The 26,457-nt window shown below is 60.2% G+C and carries 21 protein-coding genes and 1 pseudogene; 14 read left to right on the forward strand and 8 right to left on the reverse strand.

Going from position 1 to position 26,457, the window contains the following annotated elements; genetic code table 11:
• Positions 1–29: 29 nt before the first annotated feature.
• Together AC1Z1G_RS20550 and AC1Z1G_RS20555 are read left to right on the forward strand one after the other, a co-directional pair.
• Positions 30–2,066 carry a sensor histidine kinase gene (locus AC1Z1G_RS20550; protein ID WP_483622187.1) on the forward strand — a complete coding sequence of 679 codons (2,037 nt, stop codon included), beginning with the start codon at positions 30–32 and terminating at the stop codon, positions 2,064–2,066.
• Positions 2,067–2,068: 2 nt separating this feature from the next.
• Positions 2,069–2,650 carry a cob(I)yrinic acid a,c-diamide adenosyltransferase gene (locus AC1Z1G_RS20555; RefSeq protein WP_483622189.1) on the forward strand — a complete coding sequence of 194 codons (582 nt, stop codon included), beginning with the start codon at positions 2,069–2,071 and terminating at the stop codon, positions 2,648–2,650.
• Between the two features lie 149 nt (positions 2,651–2,799).
• Here the strand turns inward: AC1Z1G_RS20555 and AC1Z1G_RS20560 are convergent, their stop codons facing one another.
• The 4 genes from AC1Z1G_RS20560 to secA all read right to left on the reverse strand — a co-directional run bounded on the left by AC1Z1G_RS20560 (position 2,800) and on the right by secA (position 8,629).
• Positions 2,800–3,744: a Nudix family hydrolase gene (locus AC1Z1G_RS20560; RefSeq protein ID WP_483622191.1), complete on the reverse strand. Its 945-nt coding sequence runs from the start codon at positions 3,742–3,744 to the stop codon at positions 2,800–2,802.
• Positions 3,741–4,373 carry a glutathione S-transferase family protein gene (locus tag AC1Z1G_RS20565; RefSeq protein WP_483622193.1) on the reverse strand — a complete coding sequence of 211 codons (633 nt, stop codon included), beginning with the start codon at positions 4,371–4,373 and terminating at the stop codon, positions 3,741–3,743. The genes AC1Z1G_RS20560 and AC1Z1G_RS20565 overlap by 4 nt, the downstream gene beginning before the upstream one ends.
• A 178-nt stretch (positions 4,374–4,551) precedes the next feature.
• Positions 4,552–5,769: a bifunctional glutamate N-acetyltransferase/amino-acid acetyltransferase ArgJ gene (gene argJ, locus AC1Z1G_RS20570; protein WP_483622195.1), complete on the reverse strand. Its 1,218-nt coding sequence runs from the start codon at positions 5,767–5,769 to the stop codon at positions 4,552–4,554.
• A gap of 124 nt (positions 5,770–5,893) precedes the next feature.
• Positions 5,894–8,629, reverse strand: coding sequence for a preprotein translocase subunit SecA (gene secA / locus AC1Z1G_RS20575; protein WP_483622197.1), 2,736 nt, complete (start codon positions 8,627–8,629; stop codon positions 5,894–5,896).
• Between the two features lie 306 nt (positions 8,630–8,935).
• On the opposite strand from secA, the gene AC1Z1G_RS20580 reads away from it, so the two are divergent.
• Entirely contained in the window at positions 8,936–9,391 is a 456-nt protein-coding gene (locus AC1Z1G_RS20580; protein WP_008147416.1) for a DUF721 domain-containing protein, read from the forward strand.
• Positions 9,392–9,480: 89 nt separating this feature from the next.
• Here AC1Z1G_RS20580 and AC1Z1G_RS20585 read toward each other — a convergent pair whose 3' ends face one another.
• Entirely contained in the window at positions 9,481–10,968 is a 1,488-nt protein-coding gene (locus AC1Z1G_RS20585) for a helicase HerA-like domain-containing protein (protein WP_483627934.1), read from the reverse strand.
• A gap of 189 nt (positions 10,969–11,157) precedes the next feature.
• Between AC1Z1G_RS20585 and AC1Z1G_RS20590 the strand changes: the two are divergent.
• Positions 11,158–12,189, forward strand: a pseudogene (locus AC1Z1G_RS20590) (HAMP domain-containing protein); the annotation flags it as partial.
• A gap of 93 nt (positions 12,190–12,282) precedes the next feature.
• On the forward strand, positions 12,283–13,047 hold the full coding sequence (locus tag AC1Z1G_RS20595) for a methyl-accepting chemotaxis protein (protein ID WP_437128185.1): 765 nt from the start codon (positions 12,283–12,285) through the stop codon (positions 13,045–13,047).
• 6 nt (positions 13,048–13,053) lie between these two features.
• Here the strand turns inward: AC1Z1G_RS20595 and AC1Z1G_RS20600 are convergent, their stop codons facing one another.
• Both AC1Z1G_RS20600 and purU read right to left on the reverse strand, forming a co-directional pair.
• Entirely contained in the window at positions 13,054–13,251 is a 198-nt protein-coding gene (locus AC1Z1G_RS20600) for a hypothetical protein (RefSeq protein ID WP_483622200.1), read from the reverse strand.
• Positions 13,252–13,332: 81 nt separating this feature from the next.
• Entirely contained in the window at positions 13,333–14,181 is an 849-nt protein-coding gene (gene purU, locus AC1Z1G_RS20605) for a formyltetrahydrofolate deformylase (RefSeq protein ID WP_483622202.1), read from the reverse strand.
• 350 nt (positions 14,182–14,531) lie between these two features.
• On the opposite strand from purU, the gene mvaT reads away from it, so the two are divergent.
• Complete coding sequence (mvaT, locus tag AC1Z1G_RS20610) at positions 14,532–14,906, forward strand: histone-like nucleoid-structuring protein MvaT (RefSeq protein ID WP_005790963.1); 375 nt, start codon at positions 14,532–14,534, stop codon at positions 14,904–14,906.
• A gap of 245 nt (positions 14,907–15,151) precedes the next feature.
• Here mvaT and sbcB read toward each other — a convergent pair whose 3' ends face one another.
• Positions 15,152–16,579, reverse strand: a complete 1,428-nt coding sequence (gene sbcB, locus AC1Z1G_RS20615) for an exodeoxyribonuclease I (RefSeq protein WP_483622205.1) — start codon at positions 16,577–16,579, stop codon at positions 15,152–15,154.
• 185 nt (positions 16,580–16,764) lie between these two features.
• Here sbcB and AC1Z1G_RS20620 point away from each other — a divergent pair, with 185 nt between their 5' ends.
• The 8 genes from AC1Z1G_RS20620 (at position 16,765) to AC1Z1G_RS20655 (ending at position 26,445) form a co-directional block, all read left to right on the forward strand.
• Positions 16,765–17,490 (forward strand): RDD family protein, encoded by a 726-nt coding sequence (locus AC1Z1G_RS20620; RefSeq protein WP_483622207.1) that lies wholly within the window; start codon positions 16,765–16,767, stop codon positions 17,488–17,490.
• Positions 17,487–18,467 carry a stage II sporulation protein M gene (locus AC1Z1G_RS20625; RefSeq protein WP_483622209.1) on the forward strand — a complete coding sequence of 327 codons (981 nt, stop codon included), beginning with the start codon at positions 17,487–17,489 and terminating at the stop codon, positions 18,465–18,467. Before AC1Z1G_RS20620 ends, AC1Z1G_RS20625 begins: the two co-directional genes overlap by 4 nt.
• Positions 18,454–19,983, forward strand: a complete 1,530-nt coding sequence (locus AC1Z1G_RS20630; protein ID WP_483622211.1) for a DUF4129 domain-containing protein — start codon at positions 18,454–18,456, stop codon at positions 19,981–19,983. Before AC1Z1G_RS20625 ends, AC1Z1G_RS20630 begins: the two co-directional genes overlap by 14 nt.
• Positions 19,980–21,143, forward strand: a complete 1,164-nt coding sequence (locus AC1Z1G_RS20635) for a DUF4350 domain-containing protein (RefSeq protein ID WP_483622213.1) — start codon at positions 19,980–19,982, stop codon at positions 21,141–21,143. Before AC1Z1G_RS20630 ends, AC1Z1G_RS20635 begins: the two co-directional genes overlap by 4 nt.
• Positions 21,144–21,297: 154 nt before the next feature.
• The gene (locus tag AC1Z1G_RS20640; protein ID WP_483622215.1) at positions 21,298–22,446 is read left to right on the forward strand and encodes a tyrosine-type recombinase/integrase; all 1,149 of its coding nucleotides are present in this window, start codon (positions 21,298–21,300) and stop codon (positions 22,444–22,446) included.
• Positions 22,446–24,125, forward strand: a complete 1,680-nt coding sequence (locus tag AC1Z1G_RS20645) for a hypothetical protein (RefSeq protein ID WP_483622217.1) — start codon at positions 22,446–22,448, stop codon at positions 24,123–24,125. The genes AC1Z1G_RS20640 and AC1Z1G_RS20645 overlap by 1 nt, the downstream gene beginning before the upstream one ends.
• Positions 24,122–26,020, forward strand: a complete 1,899-nt coding sequence (locus tag AC1Z1G_RS20650) for a site-specific integrase (protein WP_483622219.1) — start codon at positions 24,122–24,124, stop codon at positions 26,018–26,020. Before AC1Z1G_RS20645 ends, AC1Z1G_RS20650 begins: the two co-directional genes overlap by 4 nt.
• The gene (locus AC1Z1G_RS20655; protein ID WP_483622221.1) at positions 26,017–26,445 is read left to right on the forward strand and encodes a TetR family transcriptional regulator; all 429 of its coding nucleotides are present in this window, start codon (positions 26,017–26,019) and stop codon (positions 26,443–26,445) included. The genes AC1Z1G_RS20650 and AC1Z1G_RS20655 overlap by 4 nt, the downstream gene beginning before the upstream one ends.
• The last annotated feature ends 12 nt before the right edge of the window (positions 26,446–26,457 follow it).

Below are 26,457 nucleotides of genomic sequence, written 5' to 3' on the forward strand. Positions count from 1 at the left end.
CTTCCTGTTCCTTTTTAGCGACGACCCCGATGCCATTGCGCCAGCGCCTTGAAAACCTGCCGGTCGGCCAGAAACTGCTGGCCGCCCTGCTGGTGCTGTTGACCACCGTACTGCTGGTGGCCAACCTGACCTTTATCAGCGCCGCGTACTGGATCTCCCAGGAAAGCATGGCCCCGCAGGCCCTGCAAACCATCGGCCGACTGGTGACCAACCCGGCCATTGCCGCCCAGGCACTTGAATCGCCACAAGCGGCTCAAAGGCTGTTGGATGAACTCAACACCTATTCCCCCCTGCGCGCCGCTGCCCTGTACGACGGCAAAGGCGTGCGGCTGGCCCAGGTGCAGCATGGCGACAAACTGCAACTGCCCGAGCGCTACCGACACATTGAAGCCTGGCAAGCCACCGAGTTTCGCAGCAATCAACTGATCACCCTGCCCCGCCCCGGCGAAGCGCCCGGCCATCTGTTACTGGTGGCCAGCAGCGAACTGCCGATGGCGTTCTACACCGGCACCCTGACCGCCAGCCTGGGCATCCTGATTTTCAGCGTGTTGTTGTGGCTGGTGATTGCCCGGCAGATCAAACGCCTGATCACCCGACCGATCCATGAACTTGAAGAGCTGTCGCGGCAGGTCACCCGCGAAGAAAACTACTCATTACGCGCATCACGCGGCAACTACGACGAAATCGGTAGCCTCGCCGAGGCCTTCAACACCATGCTCTCGCGCATCGAAGCTCGCGAGCAGCAACTCAAACGTGCGCGGGACGACTCCCAGGCCGCCTACGACCAGGCTCAGGGGCTGGCTGAAGAAACCCGTCACACCAACCGGAAACTGGAGCTGGAAGTCCAGGTTCGCAGCAAGATCGAGAAAAAACTCACCGGGTTCCAGAACTACCTGAACAGCATCATCGACTCCATGCCGTCCGCCTTGATCGCCCTCGACGAACAGCTCTACGTCACTCAGTGGAACCAGGAAGCCAGTGCGCTTTCCGGCACGCGCCTGGATGAAGCCCTGAACCAGCCGATCTTCCTGGCGTTCGAACCACTCAAGCCCTTTTTGCCGCAGCTCAAGGAAACCGTTGAGCAACACACGGTCGCCAAGATCGAGCGCGTGACCTGGGTCAAGGACGACGAAGCCAAGCACTACGCACTGACGTTTTACCCATTGATGGGCGGTGCCGGACGGGGCGTGGTGATCCGGATCGACGACATCACCCAGCGCCTGTCCCTGGAAGAGATGATGGTGCAATCGGAGAAAATGCTCTCGGTGGGCGGCCTCGCGGCCGGTATGGCCCACGAGATCAACAACCCGCTGGGGGCGATTCTGCATAACGTACAGAACATCCGCCGTCGACTTTCTTCTGAACTGCCGAAGAACCTTGAAGCCGCGGAGCAGGCCGGTATCGAACTCGATAGCGTCAACCGCTACCTGCAAAGCCGTGAAGTCCCGCAACTGCTCGACGGCATTCAACAGGCTGGTGGTCGGGCGGCGAAGATCGTCACCCACATGCTGAGTTTCAGTCGCCGCAGCAACCGGCAAATGGCACCGTGCGACCTGCCAGCGTTGATCGATCAAGCAGTGGAAATCGCCGGTAACGACTTCGACCTGATTGTCGGCTTCGACTTCAAGGGCCAGGCGATTGTGCGCCAATTCGATCCGCAGTTGGGCCCGGTGCCCGGCACGGCCAACGAATTGGAACAAGTGCTGCTCAACCTGCTGAAAAACGCCGCGCAGGCGATCCACCAACGCGAGGACGAGAGCGAACCCGGACGCATCATCCTGCGCACACGGCTGAATCCACCGTGGGCGGAAATCCAGGTGGAAGACAACGGCGTGGGCATGAGTGAAAACGTGCGAAAACGCACCTTCGAGCCCTTTTTCACCACCAAGGAAATCGGCCAGGGCACCGGCCTTGGGTTGTCGGTTTCGTATTTCATCATCACCAACAACCACAAGGGGCAGATGGAAGTGCAGTCGACGCTGGGCCAGGGCACTTGCTTCACGCTGCGCCTGCCACTGGCGAGCACCCCGCTCGCCCCTCAAGAACTCAATCCACTGGAGAGCTAAGCATGGGTTTTCGCTTGTCGAAGATTTACACCCGCACCGGGGACAAAGGCGAAACCGGGCTGGGCGACGGTCGTCGCGTCCCCAAGGACCATCCTCGGGTAGAGGCCATTGGCGAAGTCGATACGCTCAACAGTCAACTGGGCTTGCTGCTGGCCGGGTTGGCGGAACAGCGCCACGTACACCCGGGCCTGATCGAGGTGATCGAAGTGCTTGAGCCTTGCCAACACCGATTGTTCGACCTGGGTGGCGAATTGGCGATGCCGGTGTATCAGGCGTTGAACGGGGCTGAAGTCGAACGGCTGGAAGCGGCGATTGATCTGTGGAACGAAGAACTGGGGCCGCTGGAGAACTTCATTTTGCCCGGTGGCTCGGCCCTGATTGCCCAGGCTCACGTCTGCCGCAGCCTCGCCCGCAGCGCCGAGCGGCGTTGCCAGCATTTGAACGCGGTTGAGCCGTTGGCCGGGGTGGGCCTGGCGTACATCAATCGGTTGTCGGACCTGCTGTTTGTGGCGGCGCGGTTGATTGCCAAGCGCCAAGGCATTGCGGAGATTCTGTGGCAGGCCGCCGCCAAACCGAGCGTTTAATCCGGGAGGAAATTGTCGCCTGTCAGGCCGCCATCGCGAGCAAGCCCGCTCCCACAATTGATTTTTGGTGTTCACAAAAAATGTGCGCACTGAAGATCCAGTGTGGGAGCGGGCTTGCTCGCGAAGAGGTCAGTGGCGACACCGTAGAATCAAGCCTCAGGCCAGAACGCCCGAATCCCCGCCACGCCTTGCGCGCCGCTTTCCCAGGCCTTCTGCCGTTCGGCCGGACCAACGCCACCGAGCAGGAACACCGGTTTGCTGAAGCCTTCGATCAAGGTCGACGCCTGCGCCCAACCCAATGGCTGAGCGTCGGGATGAGTCTGGGTTGGTTGCACAGGTGACAGCGTGACGAAATCCACGCCCATCTGCTCGGCCAGGCTCAGCTCCTCGGCGTTGTGACACGACGCCGCCAACCAGCGCGACGCCGGCAACGGTCGCCCGGCGCTGGCGTATTTGCGCAACTGCGCCGCCGTGATGTGCCAACCGGCAGACGGGAAGTCCCCCAGCCACTCGAACGGCCCCTTGAGCATCAGTTGCGCCTTGCCGGCACACAACCCCACCGCGTCCACCGCCAGATCCCGGTATTGCGGGTCGTAGCCATTCGGCGCACGCAGTTGAATCAGTTTGATCCCGCTGGCAACGGCTTTCTGGATACCTCGCAGCAAGGCCGGTGTTTCCAGGCCTTCAGGGGTGATCAGGTACTCGCTCGGCAACCGCGCAGCCGCAACAATGGGCTGGTTGGCGGCCGGGAACTCGTAGTCCGCCAGCTCACGCGCCGTCACCCAGGCCAACGGCTGGCCTTCTGCGCCGTGAGGTTCGCCGGTAAACGCCGAAACCTCCCAGACATCCAGCAACACCTGTTTGTCCGGGTAATCGTGTTGAACCTTGATCAACGGACGCGCAGCGCTGACCACGATGCCCAGCTCTTCATGGAGTTCACGGGCCAGGGCGGTTTCGACGGACTCGTCAGCCTCGACCTTGCCACCGGGAAACTCCCACAAGCCACCCTGATGCTGAGTGTCGGCACGGCGGGCGATCAGGATCTTGCCGTTGGCATCGCGGATAACGGCTGCTGCTACATGGACTCGTTTCACCGCACTGCTTCCTCTAAACCGGCTTTTTGCCAGGCCTTGAAGGCTGGCCATTGATAAATCGCTTCGACATACGCTGCGTCCGCGGGCGGCAACGCCACTTGATAGGTGCGCAGGCGTACGGCAATCGGTGCGAAGAACGCGTCCGCCAGGCTGGCCCGCCCAAACAGGAACGGGCCGGCTTCGGTGGCTACTGCACGGCATTCAGCCCACAACGCCAGCATCCGCTCGATTTCCACCTTCACCTCAGGTGGCATCGGCGACAGCGCTGCGTCGTGACTCAGGTCGAACGGCATGTTGCCGCGCATGGCGAAGAAACCGCTGTGCATCTGTGCGCAGGCGGAACGCGCCTGGGCCCGCGCGGCAACGTCTTTTGGCCAAAGGTTGGCGTTCGGGAAGCACTCGGCCAGGTATTCGGCAATGGCCAGCGAATCGGCAATGGTGCCGTGTTCGGTTTTCAGCAGCGGCACCTTGGCGGTCGGCGAATGCTTGAGCAGGCGCTCACGGGTGTCCGGCTGGTTCAGCTTGATCAGTTCTTCAGTGTAGGTCGCACCAGCCAGTTCCAGTGCCAAGGCACCGCGCAGGGACCAGGAAGAATACAGTTTGTCGCCGATGATCAGGTGGAGGCTCATGTTTTGGTGCCTTCTCGTCAGGGGAACAATCTAAAATATCTAGCGTCTGGTCGTCCGTCTTCGCGAGCAAGCCCGCTCCCACATTTGATCCTGCCGTACACAAATTCTGTGTTCACTGAAGATCTCCTGTGGGAGCGGGCTTGCTCGCGAATGGGGCGACTCGGTCTTGAGCCGTGGTTTATGTACGGTACTCGGCGTTGATCTTCACGTATTCGTGGGACAAGTCGGTGGTCCAGATGGTTTCGCTGCAATCGCCGCGACCCAACTCGATACGGATGGTGATTTCCTCACGCTGCATCACGGCCGAGCCCTGGGCTTCGGTGTAAGTCGCTGCGCGCGCGCCACGGCTGGCAATGCAGACTTCGCCGAGGAACACGTCGATCTTGCTCACGTCCAGGTTCGGCACACCGGCACGCCCCACGGCGGCCAGGATGCGGCCCCAGTTCGGATCGGAGGCGAACAGCGCAGTCTTGATCAGCGGCGAGTGCGCCACGGTGTAACCGACATCCAGGCACTCCTGATGATTGCCGCCGCCGTTGACTTCAACGGTCACGAACTTGGTCGCGCCTTCGCCGTCGCGAACAATGGCCTGGGCCACGTCCATGCACACTTCAAACACCGCTTGTTTCAGTGCAGCAAACAGCGGGCCGCTGGCCTCGGTGATTTCCGGCAGTGCAGCCTGGCCGGTCGCAATCAGCATGCAGCAGTCGTTGGTCGAGGTGTCGCCATCAATGGTAATACGGTTGAACGACTTGTTGGCGCCGTCCAGCAGCAGGTTTTGCAGCACATCGCGTGACACTTTGGCATCGGTGGCGATGTAACCCAGCATGGTCGCCATGTTCGGACGAATCATCCCGGCGCCTTTGCTGATGCCAGTGACAGTGATGGTCACGCCATCGTGCTGGAACTGACGGCTCGCACCCTTTGGCAAGGTGTCGGTGGTCATGATTCCAGTAGCCGCAGCTTCCCAGTTGTTCACCGACAGGTCGTCGAGTGCCGCTTGCAGCGCGCCTTCGATCTTCTCGACCGGCAGCGGCTCACCGATCACACCAGTGGAATACGGCAGCACGAGGCTTGCATCGACGCCGGTCAGTTCAGCCAGCTTGGCGCAGGTGCGCTCGGCGGCGGCCAGGCCAGGCTCACCGGTCCCGGCGTTGGCGTTGCCGGTGTTGGTCAACAGATAACGCACCGGACCTTGCACGCGTTGCTTGGCCAGGATCACCGGCGCGGCACAAAAGGCGTTCAAGGTGAACACACCCGCAACCGTCGAGCCCTCGGCACAGCGCATGACCACGACATCTTTGCGCCCAGGACGCTTGATGCCAGCCGAGGCGATACCGAGTTCAAAACCGGCAACCGGGTGCAACGTAGGCAAAGGACCAAGACCAACAGCCATGAATGCGCTCCTCAATAGGTGTGATGTCTGCACCGTCATCACAAGGGACGGTGGTTTAAATGGCAAAACGCCGCGACGGCTGAAGCCGGTCGCGGCGCGGGTATATCAGCGTATGAAACGGGTGTTACTGGATCTGCCCGTGGCAATGCTTGAACTTCTTGCCCGAACCGCAATAGCAGAGTTCGTTGCGGCCCAGCTTCTGCTCGTTGCGTACCGGCGCGGCGGCGAGGGCAACATCAACCTCTTCACCCAGCAACTCCGGCTGCTCCAGACCTGGGGCCTCGTCGTGCAGGAACTGCATGCGCGCAGCCAGTGCCTCGGCTTCCTGACGCAGGCGTGCTTCTTCTTCGATCGGGTCTTCGCGGCGAACCTGAACGTGCGACAGCACACGGATCGAGTCGCGCTTGATCGAATCCAGCAGCTCGGAGAACAGCGTGAACGACTCGCGCTTGTATTCCTGCTTCGGGTTCTTCTGTGCATAGCCACGCAAGTGGATGCCATGACGCAAGTGGTCCATGGTCGACAGGTGGTCTTTCCACAAGTCATCCAGAACGCGCAGAACGATTTGTTTCTCGAAAGTGCGCAGCGCTTCGACGCCCGCCTGGTCTTCTTTCTCGTGGTACGCGGCAATCAGCTCGGCCATCAGCTTCTCGCGCAGGGTTTCTTCGTACAGATGATCATCTTCATCGAGCCATTGCTGGATCGGCAGTTTCACCCCGAAGTCGCTCTGCAGAGCGGCTTCCAGACCGGAAACGTCCCACTGTTCAGGCAACGATTGAGGCGGGATGTGAGCGCTGACGGTAGCGTCGAGTACGTCCTGACGGAAGTCCGCGATGGTTTCGCCAATGTTGTCGGCAGCCAGCAACGTGTTACGCATGTGATAGATCACTTTACGTTGTTCGTTGTTGACGTCGTCGAACTCGAGCAGTTGCTTACGAATGTCGAAGTTACGACCTTCAACCTTGCGCTGAGCCTTTTCGATGGCATTGGTCACCATGCGGTGCTCGATCGCTTCGCCCGGCTGCATGCCCAGGGCCTTCATGAAGTTCTTCACCCGGTCAGAGGCGAAGATGCGCATCAGGCTGTCTTCCAGCGACAGGTAGAAACGGCTGGAACCGGCATCGCCCTGACGACCCGCACGACCGCGCAACTGGTTGTCGATACGGCGCGATTCGTGGCGCTCGGACGCAATCACCTGCAAACCGCCCGACTCAAGCACTTGCTGGTGACGTTTCTGCCAGTCGGCCTTGATCTGGGCGATCTGCTCTGGCGTCGGGTCTTCAAGTGAGGCGACTTCCACTTCCCAGTTACCGCCCAACAGGATGTCAGTACCACGACCGGCCATGTTGGTGGCGATGGTCAGTGCGCCCGGGCGACCGGCCTGAGCAATGATTTCGGCTTCTTTTTCGTGGAACTTGGCGTTCAGAACCTTGTGTTCGATGCCTTCCTGCTCAAGCAGTCGGGACATGTGCTCGGACGTTTCGATGGTGGCAGTACCCACCAGCACCGGACGGCCCTGGGCCATGCTTTCCTTGATGTCGGCAACGATGGCAGCGTATTTCTCGTCCGCGGTGAGGAACACCAGGTCGTTGTAGTCTTTACGTGCCAGCGGTTTGTTCGGTGGAATGACCATCACCGCCAGACCGTAGATCTGATGGAATTCGAACGCTTCGGTGTCTGCCGTACCGGTCATGCCGGACAGCTTGTTGTAGAGACGGAAGTAGTTCTGGAACGTGGTCGAGGCCAGGGTCTGGCTCTCAGCCTGGATGTTCAGGTTTTCCTTGGCTTCGATGGCCTGGTGCAGGCCTTCGGACAAACGGCGACCCGGCATGGTACGGCCGGTGTGTTCGTCGACCAGTACAACCTGACCGTCCTGAACGATGTATTCGATGTTGCGATGGAACAGTTTGTGCGCACGCAGACCGGCATAAACGTGGGTCAACAGGCCCAGGTTGTGCGCCGAGTACAGGCTCTCGCCTTCGGCCAGCAGGCCGATGCGGGTCAGCACCTCTTCGATGTACTGGTGACCGGCTTCGTTGAGTTCGACCTGACGGGTCTTCTCGTCAACGGTGTAGTGACCGGCCTTGGTGACTTCGCCTTCGACTTCTTCGACGTGCAACTCAAGCTGCGGGATCAGTTTATTGATCTCGATGTACAGCTTGGAGCTGTCCTCGGCCTGCCCTGAGATGATCAGTGGGGTACGGGCTTCGTCGATGAGGATCGAGTCGACTTCGTCGATCACGGCAAAATTGAGTTCGCGCTGGAATTTTTCTTCCATGCTGAACGCCATGTTGTCGCGCAGGTAGTCGAAACCGAATTCGTTGTTGGTGCCGTAAGTGATGTCGGCAGCGTAGGCAAGACGCTTTTCTTCCGGCGGCTGGAACGGGGTGACCACACCGACCGTCAGGCCGAGGAATTCGTAGAGCGGACGCATCCAGTTGGCGTCGCGGCGCGCCAGGTAGTCGTTCACGGTAACAACGTGTACGCCCTTGCCCGACAGTGCGTTGAGGTAAACACCCAGTGTTGCCACCAGGGTCTTGCCTTCACCGGTACGCATTTCGGCAATCATGCCTTCATGCAAGGTCATGCCACCGATCAACTGGACGTCGAAGTGACGCATCCCCATGACACGCTTGCCGGCTTCGCGGGCAACCGCAAAGGCTTCAGGCAGCAGTTTGTCGAGGGTTTCACCTTTGGCGATGCGGGCCTTGAATTCTTCGGTCTTGGCGCGTAGCTGATCGTCCGAAAGGGCCACCATTTGCTCTTCGAAGGCATTGACGATCTGTACCGTCTTGAGCATGCGTTTGACTTCGCGCTCGTTCTTGCTTCCAAAAAGTTTCTTTAACAAAGGCGCAAACATATCGGCAGGATCTTCCACACAAAGGGATGGAGGGCGGCCCCGTGAGTCGCCCGTGCAGCCCTCATGGCCGCATGCGAACGAGCATTCTACCCGGAAACGATGGTGAGGAAAGTGGCGTTATTCCACGATGCATGCACAGCGCTGTGACGGGGCTCACTTAAAATAAGGGCATTTTGCTGAACTTCAAGCCGTCCTAGGCAGAAGTTACCCGTTGATTTAATGGGTAAAGCGGTAACAAAGCAATGGGTCAGGCGCATCGGATGCTTTCTGCTACCATGGCGACTCTGTTACTTCAGGTGTTCGATCATGGCATTTCGCCCTCTTACGGCCAGGGCACCCGCTGTCCTGCTTCGCGAAGCCAAGCCGCTGAAAGCCATTTTCGGCCATGCACAACGCCTGGGGCATTTACAGCGCCTGCTGGAAAGCCAACTGCAACCCGCCGCTCGCGAGCATTGCCACGTGGCTTCGTGGCGCGAGGGCAGTTTGTTACTGATCGTCACGGACGGTCATTGGGCGACCCGGTTGCGCTACCAACAAAAGCGTCTGCAACGGCAGTTGCAGATGTTCGACGAGTTCGCCAGCCTGACGCGGATTCTGTTCAAGGTGCAGCCGCCAACCGTGCAACAGGGCGCCGCCGGCCATACCATCAGTTTGTCGACCGATGCCGGCGCGACCATTCAGGCCACCGCCGACGGGATCAGCGATCCGAACCTGCGGGCGGCGCTGGAGCGCCTGGCGGCGCACGCCAAACCCAAAACGTAGGAGCGGGGTCAGACATTCAACATCGATGTTGTCTGATCTGCCGCTTTCGCGAGCAGGCTTGCTCCCACATTTTTGAGTGTGCCCACTCACTAGCGGCGCTTGCTGCCACCGAGCAACGAGCCCATCAACCCGCGCACCAGCTGTCGGCCCAATTGATTGGCGGCCTGGCGCATGGCCGACTTCAATGCCTGCCCGGCGGCGGAGCCCAGGAACTCGCCCGCCTTGTCGACCAGGCTCGGTTCTTCGGCTTCCGGCTTACCCGGTGCGGCTTCTGCTTCCGGTGCCAGGCCTTTACGCTGCATCAGCACTTCATAGGCCGACTCGCGATCAATCGGTTTGTCATAACGACCGACCAGCGGCGAACTGCTGATCAGTGCTGCACGTTCGGCCTCACTCAACGGCCCTATACGCGATTGCGGCGGTGCCACCAGCACACGCTGGACCATTTGCGGGGTGCCCTTTTCCTGCAAGGTGCCGACCAGCGCTTCACCGATGCCCAGTTCCGTCAGCACGCCCAGGGTGCTGAACGCCGGGTTCGGCCGAAAACCGTCCGCCACCGCTTTCAGGGACTTCTGCTCTTTGGCGGTAAACGCCCGCAAGCCATGCTGCACGCGCAGCCCCAACTGAGCCAGGACGTCATCCGGCAAGTCACCGGGGGACTGGGTGACGAAATACACGCCAACGCCTTTTGAACGGATCAACCGCACAACCTGCTCCAGACGGTCCTGCAACGCCTTGGGCGTACCGGCGAACAGTAAATGTGCCTCATCGAAGAACAGCGCCAGCAACGGTTTTTCCGCATCACCGCGCTCCGGCAATTGCTCGAACAGTTCTGCCAGCAGCCACAGCAGGAACGTCGCGTAAACCTTGGGCGCTTCGTGCACCAGTCGACTTGCGTCCAGCAAGTGGATCCGCCCGCGACCGTCGCTGGCCGGTGCAAGGATGTCTTGCAGTTGCAGCGCCGGCTCACCAAACAAGGCCTCGGCGCCCTGTTGCTCCAGAGTCGCCAGCCGTCGCAACAACGCCTGACTGGAACCGGTGGTCATCAGCGCGGCGTCATCACCCAGCAGCTCGGGGTGATCCTTGAGGTGGTTGAGCAGTGCTTTCAGGTCCTTGAGGTCCAGCAGCAACAGACCTTCACGGTCGGCGACCTTAAACGCGGCGTACAACGTCGACTGCTGACTGTCGGTCAATTCCAGCAAGCTACCCAATAACAGCGGGCCCATTTCACTCAAGGTCGTGCGTAAAGGGTGACCGCTCTGACCGTGGATATCCCACAAGGTCACCGGATACGCCTGAGGCTTGTAGTCGAGCCAAGGCATCCCGGCGATTCGCTCGGCAACTTTACCCTGAGGGTTGCCCGCCGCGCCCAGACCGCACAGGTCACCTTTGATATCCGCGGCAAACACTGCCACGCCAGCGTCGCTGAACGCTTCGGCCAGCCGTTGCAGCGTCACGGTTTTGCCGGTGCCGGTGGCCCCTGCCACCAGACCGTGTCGGTTCGCCAGGCGCATGGCCTGAGCGATCGGTTGCCCCTCAAGGTCAGCACCGATAACGAGTTGCGAGGAGTCAGGCATTTTGTCACCCATGGTTAATCTTTAGTCCTGCACGGCCGATAGAGTTAAGCGAGAGACCAGACTGAAAATTAGGTCAGATAATTCCCTAAGGAGAGATGGAAATATCAGCTTACTTTCAATAATGCCCATTTTGCGCGTATTTCCAACCGCGCGCCCTGGACAATAAGACCTTAGCGGACACCACAAGCCATGAACAAAAATCTGCGCTTCAGCCATAAAATCCTGCTTGCCGCCGCCCTCATCGTCATTGCCGCCTTCGCCTCTTTCACGCTGTACAACGACTACTTACAGCGCAATGCGATTCGCAATGATCTGGACAATTACCTGCATGAAATGGGTGATGTCACTGCGGGCAATATTCAAACCTGGTTGTCGGGACGCATCCTGCTGATCGAAAACCTGGCCCAGAACATCGCCATCAACCCGGAACAGGCCAACGTTGCCAGCTTGCTGGAACAGAAAGCCCTGACGTCGACCTTCATGGCGTCTTACCTGGGTGATGCCCGTGGCAGTTTCACCATCCGCCCGGATGCGAAAATGCCGGACGGTTTCGACCCCCGTGTTCGCCCCTGGTACAAGGGCGCTGAAAATAACGCCACTGCCACGCTGACCGAACCCTACATCGACGCGGCCACTGGCCAGACCATCATTTCCATCGCCATCGCCTCGAAAAAAGCCGGCCAGAGCGTCGGCGTAGTCGGCGGCGACCTGAGCCTGCAAACCCTGATCGACAACCTCAAGGCCCTGGACTTCGACGGCATGGGCTATGCCTTCCTGGTCAGCGCCGACGGCAAGATCCTGGTTCACCCGGACAAAGCGCTGGTGATGAAATCGCTGAGCGAGGCCTACCCGCAGAACACCCCGCGCATCAATGGCGACGTTGCCGAAGTCGAAGTCGACGGCAAAACCCGCATCATCACCTTCACCGCGATCAAAGGCCTGCCATCGGTCAACTGGTACATCGGTCTGTCCGTGGACAAGGACACAGCCTTTTCCATGCTCAGCAATTTCCGCACCTCTGCGATTATCGCCACCGTCATTGCCGTGGCCATCATCATCGCCCTGCTGGGCATGTTGATCCGCATCCTGCTTCAGCCGCTGAACGTGATGACCCGCGCCATGCAGGACATCGCCGACGGTGAAGGCGACCTGACCCGACGCCTGGTCATTCAAAACCAGGACGAATTCGGCATCCTCGGCAACGCGTTCAACCGTTTCGTGGAGCGCATCCACGGCTCGATCCGCGAGGTATCTTCGGCCACCGAGCATGTCAACGAAGTCGCCTTGCGGGTGGTCAGCGCGTCCAACTCCTCGATGCTCAACTCTGACGAGCAATCAAGCCGTACCAACAGCGTGGCCGCCGCGATCAATCAACTGGGGGCCGCCGCCCAGGAAATCGCCCGCAATGCCGCTCAGGCCTCCCATCAGGCCAGCGACGCCCGCAACCTGGCCGAAGACGGCCAGCAAGTGGTGGATCGCAGCATCAAAGCGATGAACCAACTGTCGAGCATGCTCAGCGCGTCGAGCACCAACATTGAATCGCTGAACAGCAAAACCGTGAACATCGGGCAGATTCTGGAAGTGATCACCAGCATCTCCCAGCAAACCAACCTGCTGGCACTCAACGCGGCGATTGAAGCGGCACGGGCCGGTGAAGCCGGGCGCGGTTTCGCGGTGGTGGCTGATGAAGTGCGCAACCTGGCACACCGCACCCAGGAGTCGGCACAGCAAGTACAAACGATGATCGAGGAACTGCAAGTGGGCGCCCGCGAGTCGGTCAGCACCATGAGCGAAAGCCAGCGTCACAGCCAGGACAGCGTGGAAATCGCCAACCTGGCCGGTGAACGCCTCAACAGCGTGACCTTGCGTATCGGTGAGATCGACGGCATGAACCAGTCGGTGGCCACCGCTACCGAGGAACAGACGTCCGTGGTGGAGTCGATCAATATCGACATCACCGAGATCAACACGCTCAATCAGGAAGGGGTAGAGAACCTGCAATCGACACTGCGTGCCTGCTCCGACCTGGAACAGCAAGCTGCACGCCTGAAGCAGTTGGTAGGCAGTTTCCGAATCTAACGCCCCTCAGGGCTTCTTTGCAGGTAAGTCCGCGCCTACAGGCGTAGGTGCGGGCTTCTCCTGCAATTGCTTCCAGAGCTCGGCTGCGTCAGGGAAGTCTGTGCCGTCCTCGGCACTCAGGTCATCCGGGTCGTAACGACTCAGACAGCCTTCGCCCAGGGTTGCTGGCGCCCTGGAAGCCGCTTTGTCCAGTGGATCAGCCATCTCACCTACCTCACTCTGAAAAAAAGGGCCTGAAGCGATTGAACGCTCAGGCCCTTGTTTTTTCAATCGTCACGTCGGCGATCAGAACACGACGGTTTTGTTGCCGTGGACCAGCACCCGGTCCTCAAGGTGATAACGCAGGCCACGGGCCAACACCATCTTCTCGACGTCACGGCCGAAACGCACCATGTCTTCAATGCTGTCGCTGTGGCTGACGCGCACCACGTCCTGCTCGATGATCGGGCCGGCATCCAGCTCTTCGGTCACGTAGTGGCACGTCGCACCGATCAGCTTCACACCGCGCATCGACGCCTGGTGATACGGCTTGGCACCGACGAACGACGGCAGGAAGCTGTGATGAATGTTGATGACCTTGTGCGCGTACTCGGTGCACAACGCCGGCGGCAGAATCTGCATGTAACGGGCAAGCACGACCACTTCGGCGTCGTGCTGCTTGACCAGGCGCGACACTTCGGCAAACGCCGGTTCTTTATCCTGAGGATTGACCGGCACGTGGTAGTAAGGAATGCCATGCCACTCGACCATGCTGCGCAGGTCGTCGTGGTTGGAAATCACGCAGGAAATCTCGCAGTCCAGCTCATCGCTGTGCCAGCGGTGCAGCAGGTCAGCCAGGCAGTGGGATTCACGGCTGGCCATCAACACCACGCGTTTCTTCTGCTCGGTGTCGGTAATGCGCCAACTCATCGAAAACTCTTCGGCGATAGGCGCAAACGCCTCGCGAAAAGCTTCAATACCGAAAGGCAGCGAATCGGCACGAATTTCGTGACGCATGAAAAACCAGCCACTGAGATTGTCCGAGTGATGGCTCGCTTCAGTGATCCAGCCGTTATGTGACGCCAGAAAGTTACTGACTTTAGCAACGATGCCGACGCGGTCCGGGCAAGCAATCACTAGCCGAAAAGTGCGCATGAGGGGGAAACTCCAGAACTTCGCAAAGGCCGCCATTCTAGCGATTGTGCGGCAAATCTGCAGTACTCCTGACGCCCGGGTCACAGGATGAACTCACCCTGGAGTGCAGAAGCCGCTCGGGCGGCTTTACCCGACAACGTCGAGACCGCTGTTTGGTTCATTACACAAGCACACAATTGTGAATATCTGTGTTGGCTACATCAGCGTATTTAACTGCACACCCGCCTTTTGCGCTAACCACACTAATTAAATTAAATAAAAGCCCGTCTAAATGTTTACTTGATGAAACTGTCTGACTATTATTGCCGCACTGTAACCTGTCATCCAGCGCCCAACATAAGGTAGTCCTCATGTCCCTGATCAACGAATACCGCGCCACAGAAGAAGCTATCAAAGAGCTGCAAGCCCGTTTGAAGAACCTGTCCCAAGACGACAAACTGCAAACCGAGCTGGAATTCGAAGGCAAACTGCGCACCCTGATGGGCGAGTACTCCAAGTCCCTGCGCGACATCATCGCGCTGCTGGATCCAGAGTCGAAAGTTAAAGCACCACGCGGCGCTGTGAAAACTACCGGCACCAAACGTGCTCGCAAGGTTAAACAATACAAAAACCCGCACAACGGCGAAGTCATCGAAACCAAAGGTGGCAACCACAAGACGCTGAAAGAGTGGAAAGCCAAGTGGGGCGGTGACGTGGTTGAAGGCTGGGCTACCCTGCTGGGCTAAGCCGCAACCTGTGATCGCAGCACACGCTGCGATCACCCAGAAACGCCAGCATTCGCTGGCGTTTTTTATGCCTGTGATTCGGGTATTAGGCTCTGTACGAAAACTGCCTGCGTGTCGATCATGCTGCGTTAAAAACAGGCTCGGAATGCTCATTTACAACCCGTAAACTCCGCTTCCTCGCCTGTTTTTGCCTTGCCTGATCGCCACTCGGCAACTTTTCGTACAGTCCTTAGCACAGCCAGCTTTTAAAGACTCAAACGTTTGCGTAAAGATTGCGCATAGTCTTGCCACTCGTCCAGTACCAGTCGCTGAATCGATGAAGCACTAAGCGAGCACTCTGCCAGCGCCTCATTAAAAGAACTCAAGGTATTCGGGGCGCCCAATTCAGCCTCTGACAAACGCTGCTGACAAAATAATTGCCAGCGTTCTTGCTCCTCACCACTCAACGTATCGGGAAAGTTACGGGCACGATAACGAAATAATAATTCAGGCAAACGTTCGTCATCGAACGGCCATTGCTCTTGTGCTAATTGCATCGGTTCGGCGGTCCTGACGCGTTCGCATAAACGGCGATCCCGGTCACCTAGAAAACCGTCGTATAACTGTTGTTCAGGGTCCAGACTTGCCGCGAAGTCATCACTGGCATAAATCGCCTGAAGTTTATGCCCCCACACTTCCTGTGCGTCAGTTAGCCGCAGCGCCCGCGCCTGATACTCGGCCATGTCCAACTGCAAACGCTGCTGATCTTCGGCACGCAACACCGACAACGGTGCCACCACCGGGCAACGATTGACGTGAATAAGTTTGAGCGGCACCGGCAGTTCGCCATCGGCCAGGTCGTCACGGCGGGTATACAACCGCTGACGCAAGGTCTCGGCGTCCTGATCGAGCAGGCCCTGGGGATCGAGGTGCAGGTCGCAGACAATCAGCGCATTGCGGTTACGCGGATGCCACGCCAGCGGCAGAACCACGCCAACGTAATGCCGGGCCGCCGAGAAGCGACCGGAGATGTGCACCATCGGTTGCAACAAACGCACCTGGTCCATCACCCGCTGCTTGCTGCGCAACTGGAACAGCCAGTCATAGAGCTTGGGTTGTTTTTCACGAATCAGCCGCGCCAGGGCGATGGTCGCACGCACATCGGACAAGGCCTCGTGGGCATGGCCATGGTCGATGCCGTTGGCGGCCGTCAGGCGTTCGAGTTTCAGCGTGACGCGACCGTCCTCCTCCGGCCAGACAATGCCGTGCGGGCGCAACGCATACGCAGCGCGCACCACATCGATCAAGTCCCAGCGACTGTTACCGCCCTGCCATTCGCGGGCGTAAGGGTCGAAGAAGTTTCGATAGAGGCTGTAGCGGGTCATCTCATCATCGAAGCGCAGGGTGTTGTAACCGGCGCCACAGGTGCCGGGGGCCGCCAGTTGCGCGTGCACCCGGGTCATGAAATCAGCTTCGCTCAGGCCCTGCTCGGCGAGGCGGCTCGGGGTGATGCCGGTGATCATGCACGCCACCGGATGGGGCAGGATGTCGTCGCTGGGCTGGCAATAGAGATTGACCGGCGCGTCTATCTCATTGAGATCGAAATCGGTGCGAATCCCCGCCACCTGCAAGGGGCGATCGCAGCGCGGGTTGATCCCAGTGGTTTCATAGTCGTACCAGAAGATGGAGGTCACGGGCTGTTCCTGAACTGAAGACCGGCGAAGTCTAGGCGCTCACTACCCGCGTCGACCAGCATTCTTGCCATTCAAACATTTTCGGGCTGCTACCTTGTCATACATAGTTATGTTGTTCGTCCCCGCAAGGCTGCTAGCATCGAGCGGGTATTGAATCCCGTTCCGGCCACATCATCAGGTTGCCCATGTTCGAGACCCCAGCACTGCCACGGACTGCACCGCTGCACCCGCCACTGGACACCGGGTACAAGGTCGAAACGCCTGAAGGTGTCGACCTGCCCCTGCGACCGGCCGGGTTGATGCCGCGTGCATTGGCGTTTTCGATCGACCTGGCGTTTCGCGGGCTGATTCTCGGCCTGCTGTTTATTGCCCTGACGCTTCTCGGTGAGCTGGGGGTGGGCCTGGGTTCGATTCTGCTGCTGGTGGTCAGTTGGCTGTACATGGTGCTGTTCGAGGTCCTCAACCAGGGCCGCTCACCCGGCAAGCAGATCATGGGATTGCGCGTTGTACGGGATGACGGCACGCCCATCGACTGGGGACCTTCGCTGACCCGCAACCTGCTGCGGTTTGTCGACATGCTGCCCTTCGGTTACTTCCTCGGCGCGCTCAGTTGCCTGCAACACCCGACCTTCAAGCGACTCGGCGACCTGGCTGCCGGCACCCTGGTGATCTACCGCGAGCAACCGCTCACCCGCCCAAAATTGCCCGCAGCACAGGCGCGACACGCCCCGTTTGCCCTCAGCCTGATAGAGCAGCGCGCCATCCTCGGTTTTGCCGAACGCCAAAGTGAACTGTCCCCCGACCGCGTCAGTGAACTGGCCGCCCTCCTCGCCGAACCGCTAAAGGTACCGGCCGCCCAAGCGGTCACAGAGCTCAACGGCATCGCCCATGGCTTGCTGGGGCCGACATGAAGCAAAGCCTCTTCGAAGCCCGTCATCACACCGAGTGGGAGCAATTCTCCCGATGTTTGCAGCGGCTTGAACGCGCAAAGGCTCGCACCGCCGATTACACCGATTTTCCCAAGGACTACCGTCGTATCTGCCAGCATCTGGCGCTGGCCGAAGCTCGCGGCTACAGCAGTTTTCTGATCGACCCGCTGCAACAGCTCGTGCTCCGGGGCCATCAGCAACTCTATCGGCATCGCACCCGCCTCGGCGCCAGCCTGCTGGGCTTCATCCTCGCCGGGTTCCCCCGGCTGGTACGTGAACAATGGCGATGTGTACTGCTGGCCAGCCTGGTGTTCCTGGGCAGCCTGCTGGGTATCGGATTGCTGGTCTACCTGTTTCCGCCACTGATTTACAGCCTGATGCCGGAGGAACAGGTGAGTGCCATCCAAAACCTCTACGACCCTGCCACCGGGCAAATGGGGCGCACGACCGAACAAGCGTCCAGCCAGAACTGGCTGATGTTCGGCTACTACATCATGCACAACATCACGATTGCCTTTCAGACCTTCGCCAGTGGCCTGCTCTTTGGTCTGGGCAGCGTGTTCTTCCTGTTCTTCAACGGCCTGATGATTGGCGCCGTCGCCGGTCACCTGACGCACGTGGGTTTCGGGCAAAGCTTCTGGTCATTCGTCATTGGCCATGGCGCGTTCGAACTCAGCGCCATCGTGCTCGCCGGGGCGGCCGGGTTGAAACTGGGGTGGGCGCTGATTGCACCGGGGCGCCTTTCGCGGGGCGAAGCCCTGCAACTGGCCGCCCGCACGAGCGTGCAACTGATTGCCGGGGTGATGCTGTTCCTGCTGATTGCGGCCTTCATCGAGGCCTACTGGTCATCCCTGTCCGGCCCCTCACCGCAGACCAAGTTCCGGGTCGGCGCCGGGCTATGGTTGTTGGTCGCCGCTTACCTGACCCTGGCCGGACGAACGCCCCATGCACCTGAGTGACGCCAGCGTCGTAATCCGTCCACGTACGCCATGGGAAGCCATGGACCTGGGGGTGCTGCTGAGCCAGCAACATCGCCGGTTGCTGATGCTCAGCTGGGCCATCGTCACCCTGCCGGTATTTGGCCTGTTGAGCCTGTTGCTGTGGGACTCACCGTCTCTGGCCCTGCTGATATTCTGGTGGCTGAAACCGGCGTTCGAACGGCTGCCGCTGTACATCCTTTCAACCGCCCTGTTCCAGGAGCCCCCCAGCCTGAAACAGGCGCTTCGCCAATGGCCACGCCTGCTCACACCGCAACTGCTGGCGAGCCTGACCTGGCGCCGGTTCAGCCTCAGCCGCAGCTTCGTGATGCCCGTGATGCAACTGGAGTGCCTGGGCGGGCAGGCACGGCAACAACGTTTGCGGGTACTGCAACAGCACAACACCAGCGCCGCCCGCTGGCTGACGGTGATCGGCGTACACCTGGAAAGCGTGCTGTGGATCGGCTTGATGACGCTGTTCTACTTGATGTTGCCGCTACAGATCGAATTCGAGTGGGACTGGCAGACGCTGATCGCCGCATCCGAGCAGGACTGGTTGTGGCTGGAACACCTGAGCAACGCCTTTTACGCCCTGGTGCTGATCATCTGGGAACCGGTTTACGTCGCCTGCGGTTTCAGCCTCTACCTGAACCGGCGCACTGTACTGGAAGCCTGGGACATCGAGCGGGTGTTCCGCCGATTGCGCCAACGGCTCAGCAACGTTGCCATCACTCTGGCGCTGGGCACCCTGTTACTGATAACCGGCGCCCAGCCACTCTGGGCCGACGAACCTCTCGCCTCACCCGACACCCCGCGCCTGCTGACACAACCGCTGACCAGCCAGGCATCCAGAAACAGCATCAACGTCATTCTTGACGCCCCGCCCTTCAAGAACACGCAAACCGTTACCCGCTATCGCTTCGGCGAGGAGCAGCCCGAAGCGTCAGGCGATGAACAGGCACCGGGCTGGCTGAAACGCCTCTTTGACTGGCTCGACAGTCACACGCTGAGCCACATCGCCAAGGCGCTGGAGATTCTGCTCTGGGCCAGCGTGATCAGCGCCGCAGCCTGGCTGATCTGGCGTTATCGCGATGGGGTGCAGGCCTTTGTCGGTCGACAACCACTGGCCCGCCGCACACCTTCACCTACCGTGGCCACGCACACAGCCCCCAACATCCAGACCTGGCCCGACGACGTGGCCGCCCACGCTGAACGCCTCTGGCAAACCCAGCCTCGGGAAGCGCTCGGGTTGCTGTATCGCGCCCTGCTCAGCCGCGTGCAGCATGACTTCGCCCTGCCCCTCAGCCCCGCCGACACCGAAGGCCAGGTGCTGGAACGGATCAGGCAATTGCAACAACCCGCCCTGCTGGCCTTCAGCACCGAGCTGACCAGGCACTGGCAAAACATGGCCTACGGGCATCGCTTGCCACCGCCCCTTCTGCAACAGCAACTCTGCCAGGGCTGGCGCGATGTGTTCGGTCCGGGAGCGGTGCATTGAACCGTCGACGGTGGTGGCTGCTCGGCATGCCGGTAATCGGTTTGCTGGCCGCCCTGGGCGTGTCTGTGTATTTCAATGCCACGCCTTATCAGGAGGTTATCGATTACGGCCCCTCGCCCGAAGCCCGGGCCAATCCGTATCTGGCAGCCGAACACTTCCTGCGCAAACAGGGGCTGAATGTCAGCCACGCCAACAGCCTGAGCATTTTGTCGAGCCTGGAACCAAGCGGGCACAGCCTGTTGCTGCTGGGCGAACGTTCGAACATGACCCCACGCCAGGCCGATCAGGTGCTGAACTGGGCGCGGGCCGGCGGCCGGGTGCTGATGGTTGCCGAGGCGCTCTGGGATGAGAGAACCGCCAGCAGCGGCGACCTGTTGCTCGACCGGGTGCAACTGCACCAATCCTTGAGCAAAGACCTGAAAGCACCGCCGCCCGACATCGGCGAAGACCCGTACCCCAACCTCACCAAACTGTATCTGGAAGACGAAGACGCCCCGGCCTACGCCAGCTTCGACACCGCGTTCCACCTCGAAGACCCGAACAACCTTGCTGACGCCTGGGCCAACAGCGCCCTGGCCACGCACCTGATGCAACTGAGTTACGGCCAGGGTTCGATCACCGTGGTCACCGATGCGGACCTCTGGAAAACCCCGGACATCGGGCGCTACGACAACGCCTGGCTGCTCTGGTACTTGCATTCGGGCACCGACGTGACGCTGGTATTCAATACGGATCACGATGACCTGCTGACCTTGCTGCTGCGCTATTTTGCGCAGGCGCTGGTGGCGCTGGCCGCGTTGATCGGCTTGTGGATCTGGCATGTGGCGTTGCGTCAGGGCCCTCTACAGGCACCGCCGCCCAAGGCACGTCGGCAACTTCAGGAACATGTGCGGGCCAGCGCCGATTTTCTGCTGCGGCGCAACGGGCAGGAGCGCCTGTTGCAAGCATTGCAGCAAGACCTTCTGCGACGGGCTCGGCACCGTCACCCAGGCTTCGAACACCTCGGCGTTGCCGAACAATGGCAGGTGCTCGCACGCCTGACCCGCCAACCTACCAGCGCCATCAGCCAGGCCCTCAGCCCACGGCCAAAACAGCGGCTGTCCAGCGCTGACTTCGCCCGTCAGGTCGCCCACCTGCAAACCCTCAGGAATGCCTTATGATCTGGCACCTTGCAAAGGTTAGATTCCCATTGTATTAGAAACAGGCCCTTACGAACTCATAGCTTGAGGTGATGTTCGAGGGGCAATCTAATAGCCCTAAATCTGCCAGAGCAGACAAAGGGATTGGGTGTCTGGTCAGTGCAAGGGATGGCAGATGGAGCTTGTGTGGGCTACTAAGGAGTTGATGATCTCTGGGCAACCCTATCCTGGGTTCCCCATCCTCCTGTGGGACACGATGGAGAGTTGCGTCCCGGCCAATCAATTCTTCCGTCACTACCTGCTTCGCGGAGCCATTGGCTCTAAGCGCTCCTGGCCCAGCACCGGGCGCGCGCTGTACGACTTCTTTAGCTTCATCCAAGCTCATGAACTGGACTGGCGCGACGTTGATCGTGGCGAGGCCAAGAGCCTTGTTGCGGCCTATCGGGACTACTGCCTGGTAGCGTGCGAACTGGCACCCAACACCACTCGCCAGCGCCTGCATTACATCTGCAAATTCTACGAGTTCGCGCTGAAGGAGGGGTGGGTGAAGCGCCTGCCCTTCGCCTACGAAGAACGCACCGTGAAGCGAGAAACAGGCTTCCTTGCGCATGTCGATGCCAGCGGCGGCAAGGCCATGGCAAACGATGTGATGCCGCGTCGCCCCAAGGCCTTGCCCAAGTTTTTGAGCATGGCCGAGGTCAAGGCGCTCCTGGCAGCAGCGGAGAACCCCCATCACCGGATGATGATGCGCCTAGCGCTGCATACAGGTCTGCGCCGTGAGGAAATCGCCGCCTTCCCGTTGGCCTATGTCTTCGACCCGGACAAGGCGGTACGAACCGAGCGCAACCTCCGCATTCGCCTCGATCCGTTTGATGGTAGCGGCATGGTGACCAAAGGCAGCACGCCGCGAGAGATTCGCGTCAGTCGTCAGTTCATGGCCGAACTCTATCGCTATGTGACGAAGCTGCGCGGTGAGCGTGCCTCACTGAGCAAGACCCCGCAAAGGGCGCTGTTCCTCAACCAGTTCGGGCAACCCTACGGTGAGGACGGCAAGAGCCTCAACAGGATCATCAGCGAGGCCGGCAAGCGGGCGGGGATCAAGGTCCATACGCACATGCTCCGACATACCTATGCCACCCATACCCTGGTCAGCCTTCAACGCAACCCTGCGAGCGGGCTGGAGCCCCTGGTGTTCGTCCAACAACAACTCGGTCACAGTTCGATTCAGACGACCATGGTGTACCTGCATCTGGTCAATGAAATGGCCGACGAGGCGGTGCTGACCTATGACGACGAGTTGAATGCACTGGCGGGGGCGGCCTGATGGGCAAGCGTAAGGTATTTGCCAAGACCGACCTCAGCATCCCTCAAGTCGAGCACAGCCACGACGCGGTAGGAAATGTAGTCATCCTGCCCGAGGCCATCCCTCCGAAGAACACCACGGTCGAGTTCGGGCGGAGCAGCTCTAGCCTCCGGCGCTTCGATTTTGCCCGCTGGTACGACTCCGGCATCGACCCCATCACCTACGCCTGCCAACGTCAGATAGAACGCTTCCTCGTCGGCCAGGACGGTGCCGTCACGGCCAGCACCGTGGTTGGCTACTGCAAAAATGGGCTTCGCAATTTCCTCGACTGCTGCGTTTTGCGCGCTACGGCTTTTGGCCGTGACCTGGCCCTGACCGATGTGAGCCGGGACCTGATCGACGGCTACCTCGGTCATCTGGCCGGGCTGGGCGTGGCGACTACAGCTCAGAAGACCATCTACACACAGACCAAGCCCGTACTGCTTGCCTTGGAGCGGCGTGGATTGATCCCCCTGGTCACCTCCGGCGATGCGGCTACCTTCCCACGTAACCCCTTCCCAAACAGCAACCGCAAGTACAAGAGTGAGACGGCGCTGTCCAAGCTCGAGCGGCAAGCGTTCGCTGTGGCTCTGCGGCGGGCAATCACACCGATCTGGGCCGACGACGCGCCTGTGACCAGCGAACTACTGGCTTGCGCCCTGCTGGTCGTGGCGCTACACACCGGACGCAATACCACGCCGTTGTTGGAAATGGGTCGCGACTGCCTGCGCCCGCATCCCAAGGACAACACCGTGTTCCTGGTGCTGTGGAAGCGGCGCGGCTACAACACCAGCAAAGTGGCTCTGCGCGCCGAGTCGGACGCCGAGCGCCTTCTGGAGTCTACGCCGAGCGTGAGAACCAACGTGGAGCGCCTGATCCGCCATGTGATGGCTCTGACTGCCCCCCTGGATGCAGAGACTCCGGACGACCTCAAAGGCCGCGTATGGCTGTATCGCGCTCGCGACAGCAAAGGCCTCAGTCGTATCACGGCGCTGAACACAGAAACGTTGGCACGGGCGACAAACCGCCTTGTAGCCGAGCATGGTCTAACCGACAGCAACGGAAAACCGCTGCGCATCAATGTCTCTCGCCTGCGCAAGACCTTCGCTAACCGAATCTTCGAGCTAACCGACGGCGATCTAGCGACCACCGCCGCGGCCCTCGGCAATACCCTGCCGGTGGCCGACCAAAACTACCTGAAGCCCAACGAGAACTCCCGTCGCAACTGGCAGTTCATGGGCGAGGTACTGGTGCAGGAGTTGCTGACTCGGAGCATCGGCGCGACCTATAAAGACACTCCTATGGGCCACTGCGCCGACCCAGAAAATGGTCAATACGCCCCGAGGCGTGAGGGCGCAACTTGCATGAACTTCATGAACTGCCTGCGCTGCAAGCACTACGCGGTGACCGCCGAGGATTTGTACAAGTTGTTCAGCTTCTACTTTCGTGTGCTGGCCGAGCGCTCGCGCATGGACAAGCGACGCTGGGCACGGGAGTACGCCCACATCCCCCGCTTGATTGACAACTACATCGTTGCCGAGGGACTGCGGCGCGGCACCTTCAAGGCCGCAGCCATAGAGGCCACCCGTGAGCGCGCCCGCACCCAGCCGCATCCGTTCTGGTCGATTGATCTGATCGAAAGCCTGGAGGTCTTTGCATGAGCGACAACACCCTGGCAGAGCGATCCTGCCCCCCCTTTGCCGCCCAGCCGGGCGATGTACGTGGACTCCCCGAATCCGAACGCGACGCCCTGATCATCAGCGCTACTCAGGTCGATGAGCAGTGGGTCATCCTCAGCCGCTACGGCGACGACATCTGGCAACTCGACGGCTTCACGAGCAACACACAAGCCGGTCATAAACGGCTGGACTTCAGCACCGTGCCGCAGGCGTTTCAAGCGGTGATGAAGGCAATCCTGTACCGTTACCTGCGGCGTGGGCGTGGGCGCGGGATGGGGCGGCCTAAAGGCAACGTGTTACGGCAAACTCTCACTGATGCCAGGCCATTCCTGCGCTATCTGGAAGTGCTCAAGCTCGACCACCTGGGCGCGGTGACGCCCATGGTCTGCGCGACCTATGTGGCCGCCTGCAAAGCACACCGGCAGCCCCACCGTTCCAAGGACAAGCCGCTGTCGCAGAATGGGCTGCGCGGCCGCTTCAGGGCCGTCGAAGCGCTCCATGAACTCAGCCAGTACACCGACGACCGGATGCCTCAACATCCCTGGCCAGAGACTTCCGCGATGGCGATGGCGGGACTTACTGGCAGCGGAGCCCCCCATAAGCTGGGCGGCAAGACACCGCTGATCCCCGATGATGTGTTCTGCGCGCTGTTCGAACAGGCCTGCCAGCAGGTTGAGCGAGGCCAGCAACTGCTTGACCTGCGCGACGCGCTAGATGCCCTTACAGTGCAGCGTAAGGGGCGGAGTATCTGGGGGGGTATTTGGGCGAAGAACAGTCACCTGGACACCCTTGGTTGGGAGGGTGGCCTGAGAGCATTCCTCAAGGCTCTGACCCACCTGCGCACGGCCTGCTACATCGTCTTAGCCAGCACCTCCGGCTGCCGCAACCACGAGCTGGCCAACGTGCTGTCGGGCGCGCACCGCCGTACCCAGGACGATGAAGGCACCGTCTACCACTGGATGCGCTCGCGGTCGGATAAGACGGATGCCGGTATCCATGACTGGATGATCCCCGAAGCTGCCGTACGAGCCCTGCGCCTGATGGAGCGCTGGGCCGCCCCCTATCAGGCCATGATCGCCGCCGAGATCGTGCAGCGCCGGCGTACCAGCTCGCATGATCCGCAAATCGCCGAGGCTCTCAAGCACCGCCATGCGCTATTTCTCGGCGTAGCTATGGGAGGCAATCAGGTACGCACGCTTTCAAATAGCACTTGGTGTTACCACCTCAAAGCATTCTCCAAGGCTTGCGGACTGAGTTGGGATCTCGCCAGCCATCAGTTTCGCCGCAAGTTCGCTAACTACGCCGCACACAGCCGCTTCGGCGACCTGCGCTACCTCAAGGAGCATTACGCACACTGGTCGCTGGACATGACCTTGGGCTATGCCATGGACGACAGTTGGGGGCAGCACCTTGACCTTGAACTGTACGACGATATTCAGGCGGAGTTGGAAGACATCAAGCTCGGTGTCGTCGATAACTGGCTGGGTGACGCCCCCTTGGCCGGCGGCTATGGCCGCTCGATAAAGCAGTGGCAGCGGGAGCCGCAAAACCTACTGATCTTCAAGGACCACACCTCGATGCTGAAGTCCATTGCCGAAAGCACCGCGATTCGCAGCAACGGCCATGCTTGGTGCACGGCGGACAATGACGGTTGCGTCGGCAATACCCTTGAGCGTACCCGCTGCGGCAACTGCAACAATGCCGTTATCGGACCCGGCCACGCGCCCATCTACCAGCGACTCTACGATGATCTGAAAGAGCTGCTGCATTGCCCGGACATTGGCGAGGGCGGCCGGCAGCGTGTTGAGCGCGACCTGAATCGCTGCCGAGATGTACTGGTCCAGTTGGGCATGCCCTCGGAGACTCTGATCGCATGAAACCCAAGGACAAGGCAATCAACTACAAGCTGGCCGAGGATCGTGAGAAGGATCTGAAGCTCGCCCTCTACCGCATCCAGAAGGGCCGTGCCCACACTGGAGAAACAAAAGTTACCATTGCCGCAGTCGCCCGCGAAGCAGGCGTATCGACGGCGCTGATCCACAACCACTACCCAGGAATTGCCGAGGCTATTCGCGAGGCTCAGGGGCGCTCCAGTCGCACCAAGCGTGATATGAAGCACCAAGACTTGATTGCCGAGCGCATGAAGTCCGCAGCCTACCGTCGGGAGATACAGGAACTGCGGGCCAAGGTCGCCAATCTCGCGTCCGTCAATGAGATGCTATTGGACGAGAACCGTGTGCTCAAGGCCAAGGTGAGCGACCGTAAGGTGGTTGACCTGGCTTCAAGGAAGCCACATGGTTAGGTCGATTTGCCT

The sequence above is a fragment of the Pseudomonas sp. JL27(2026) genome (genome assembly GCF_056933555.1).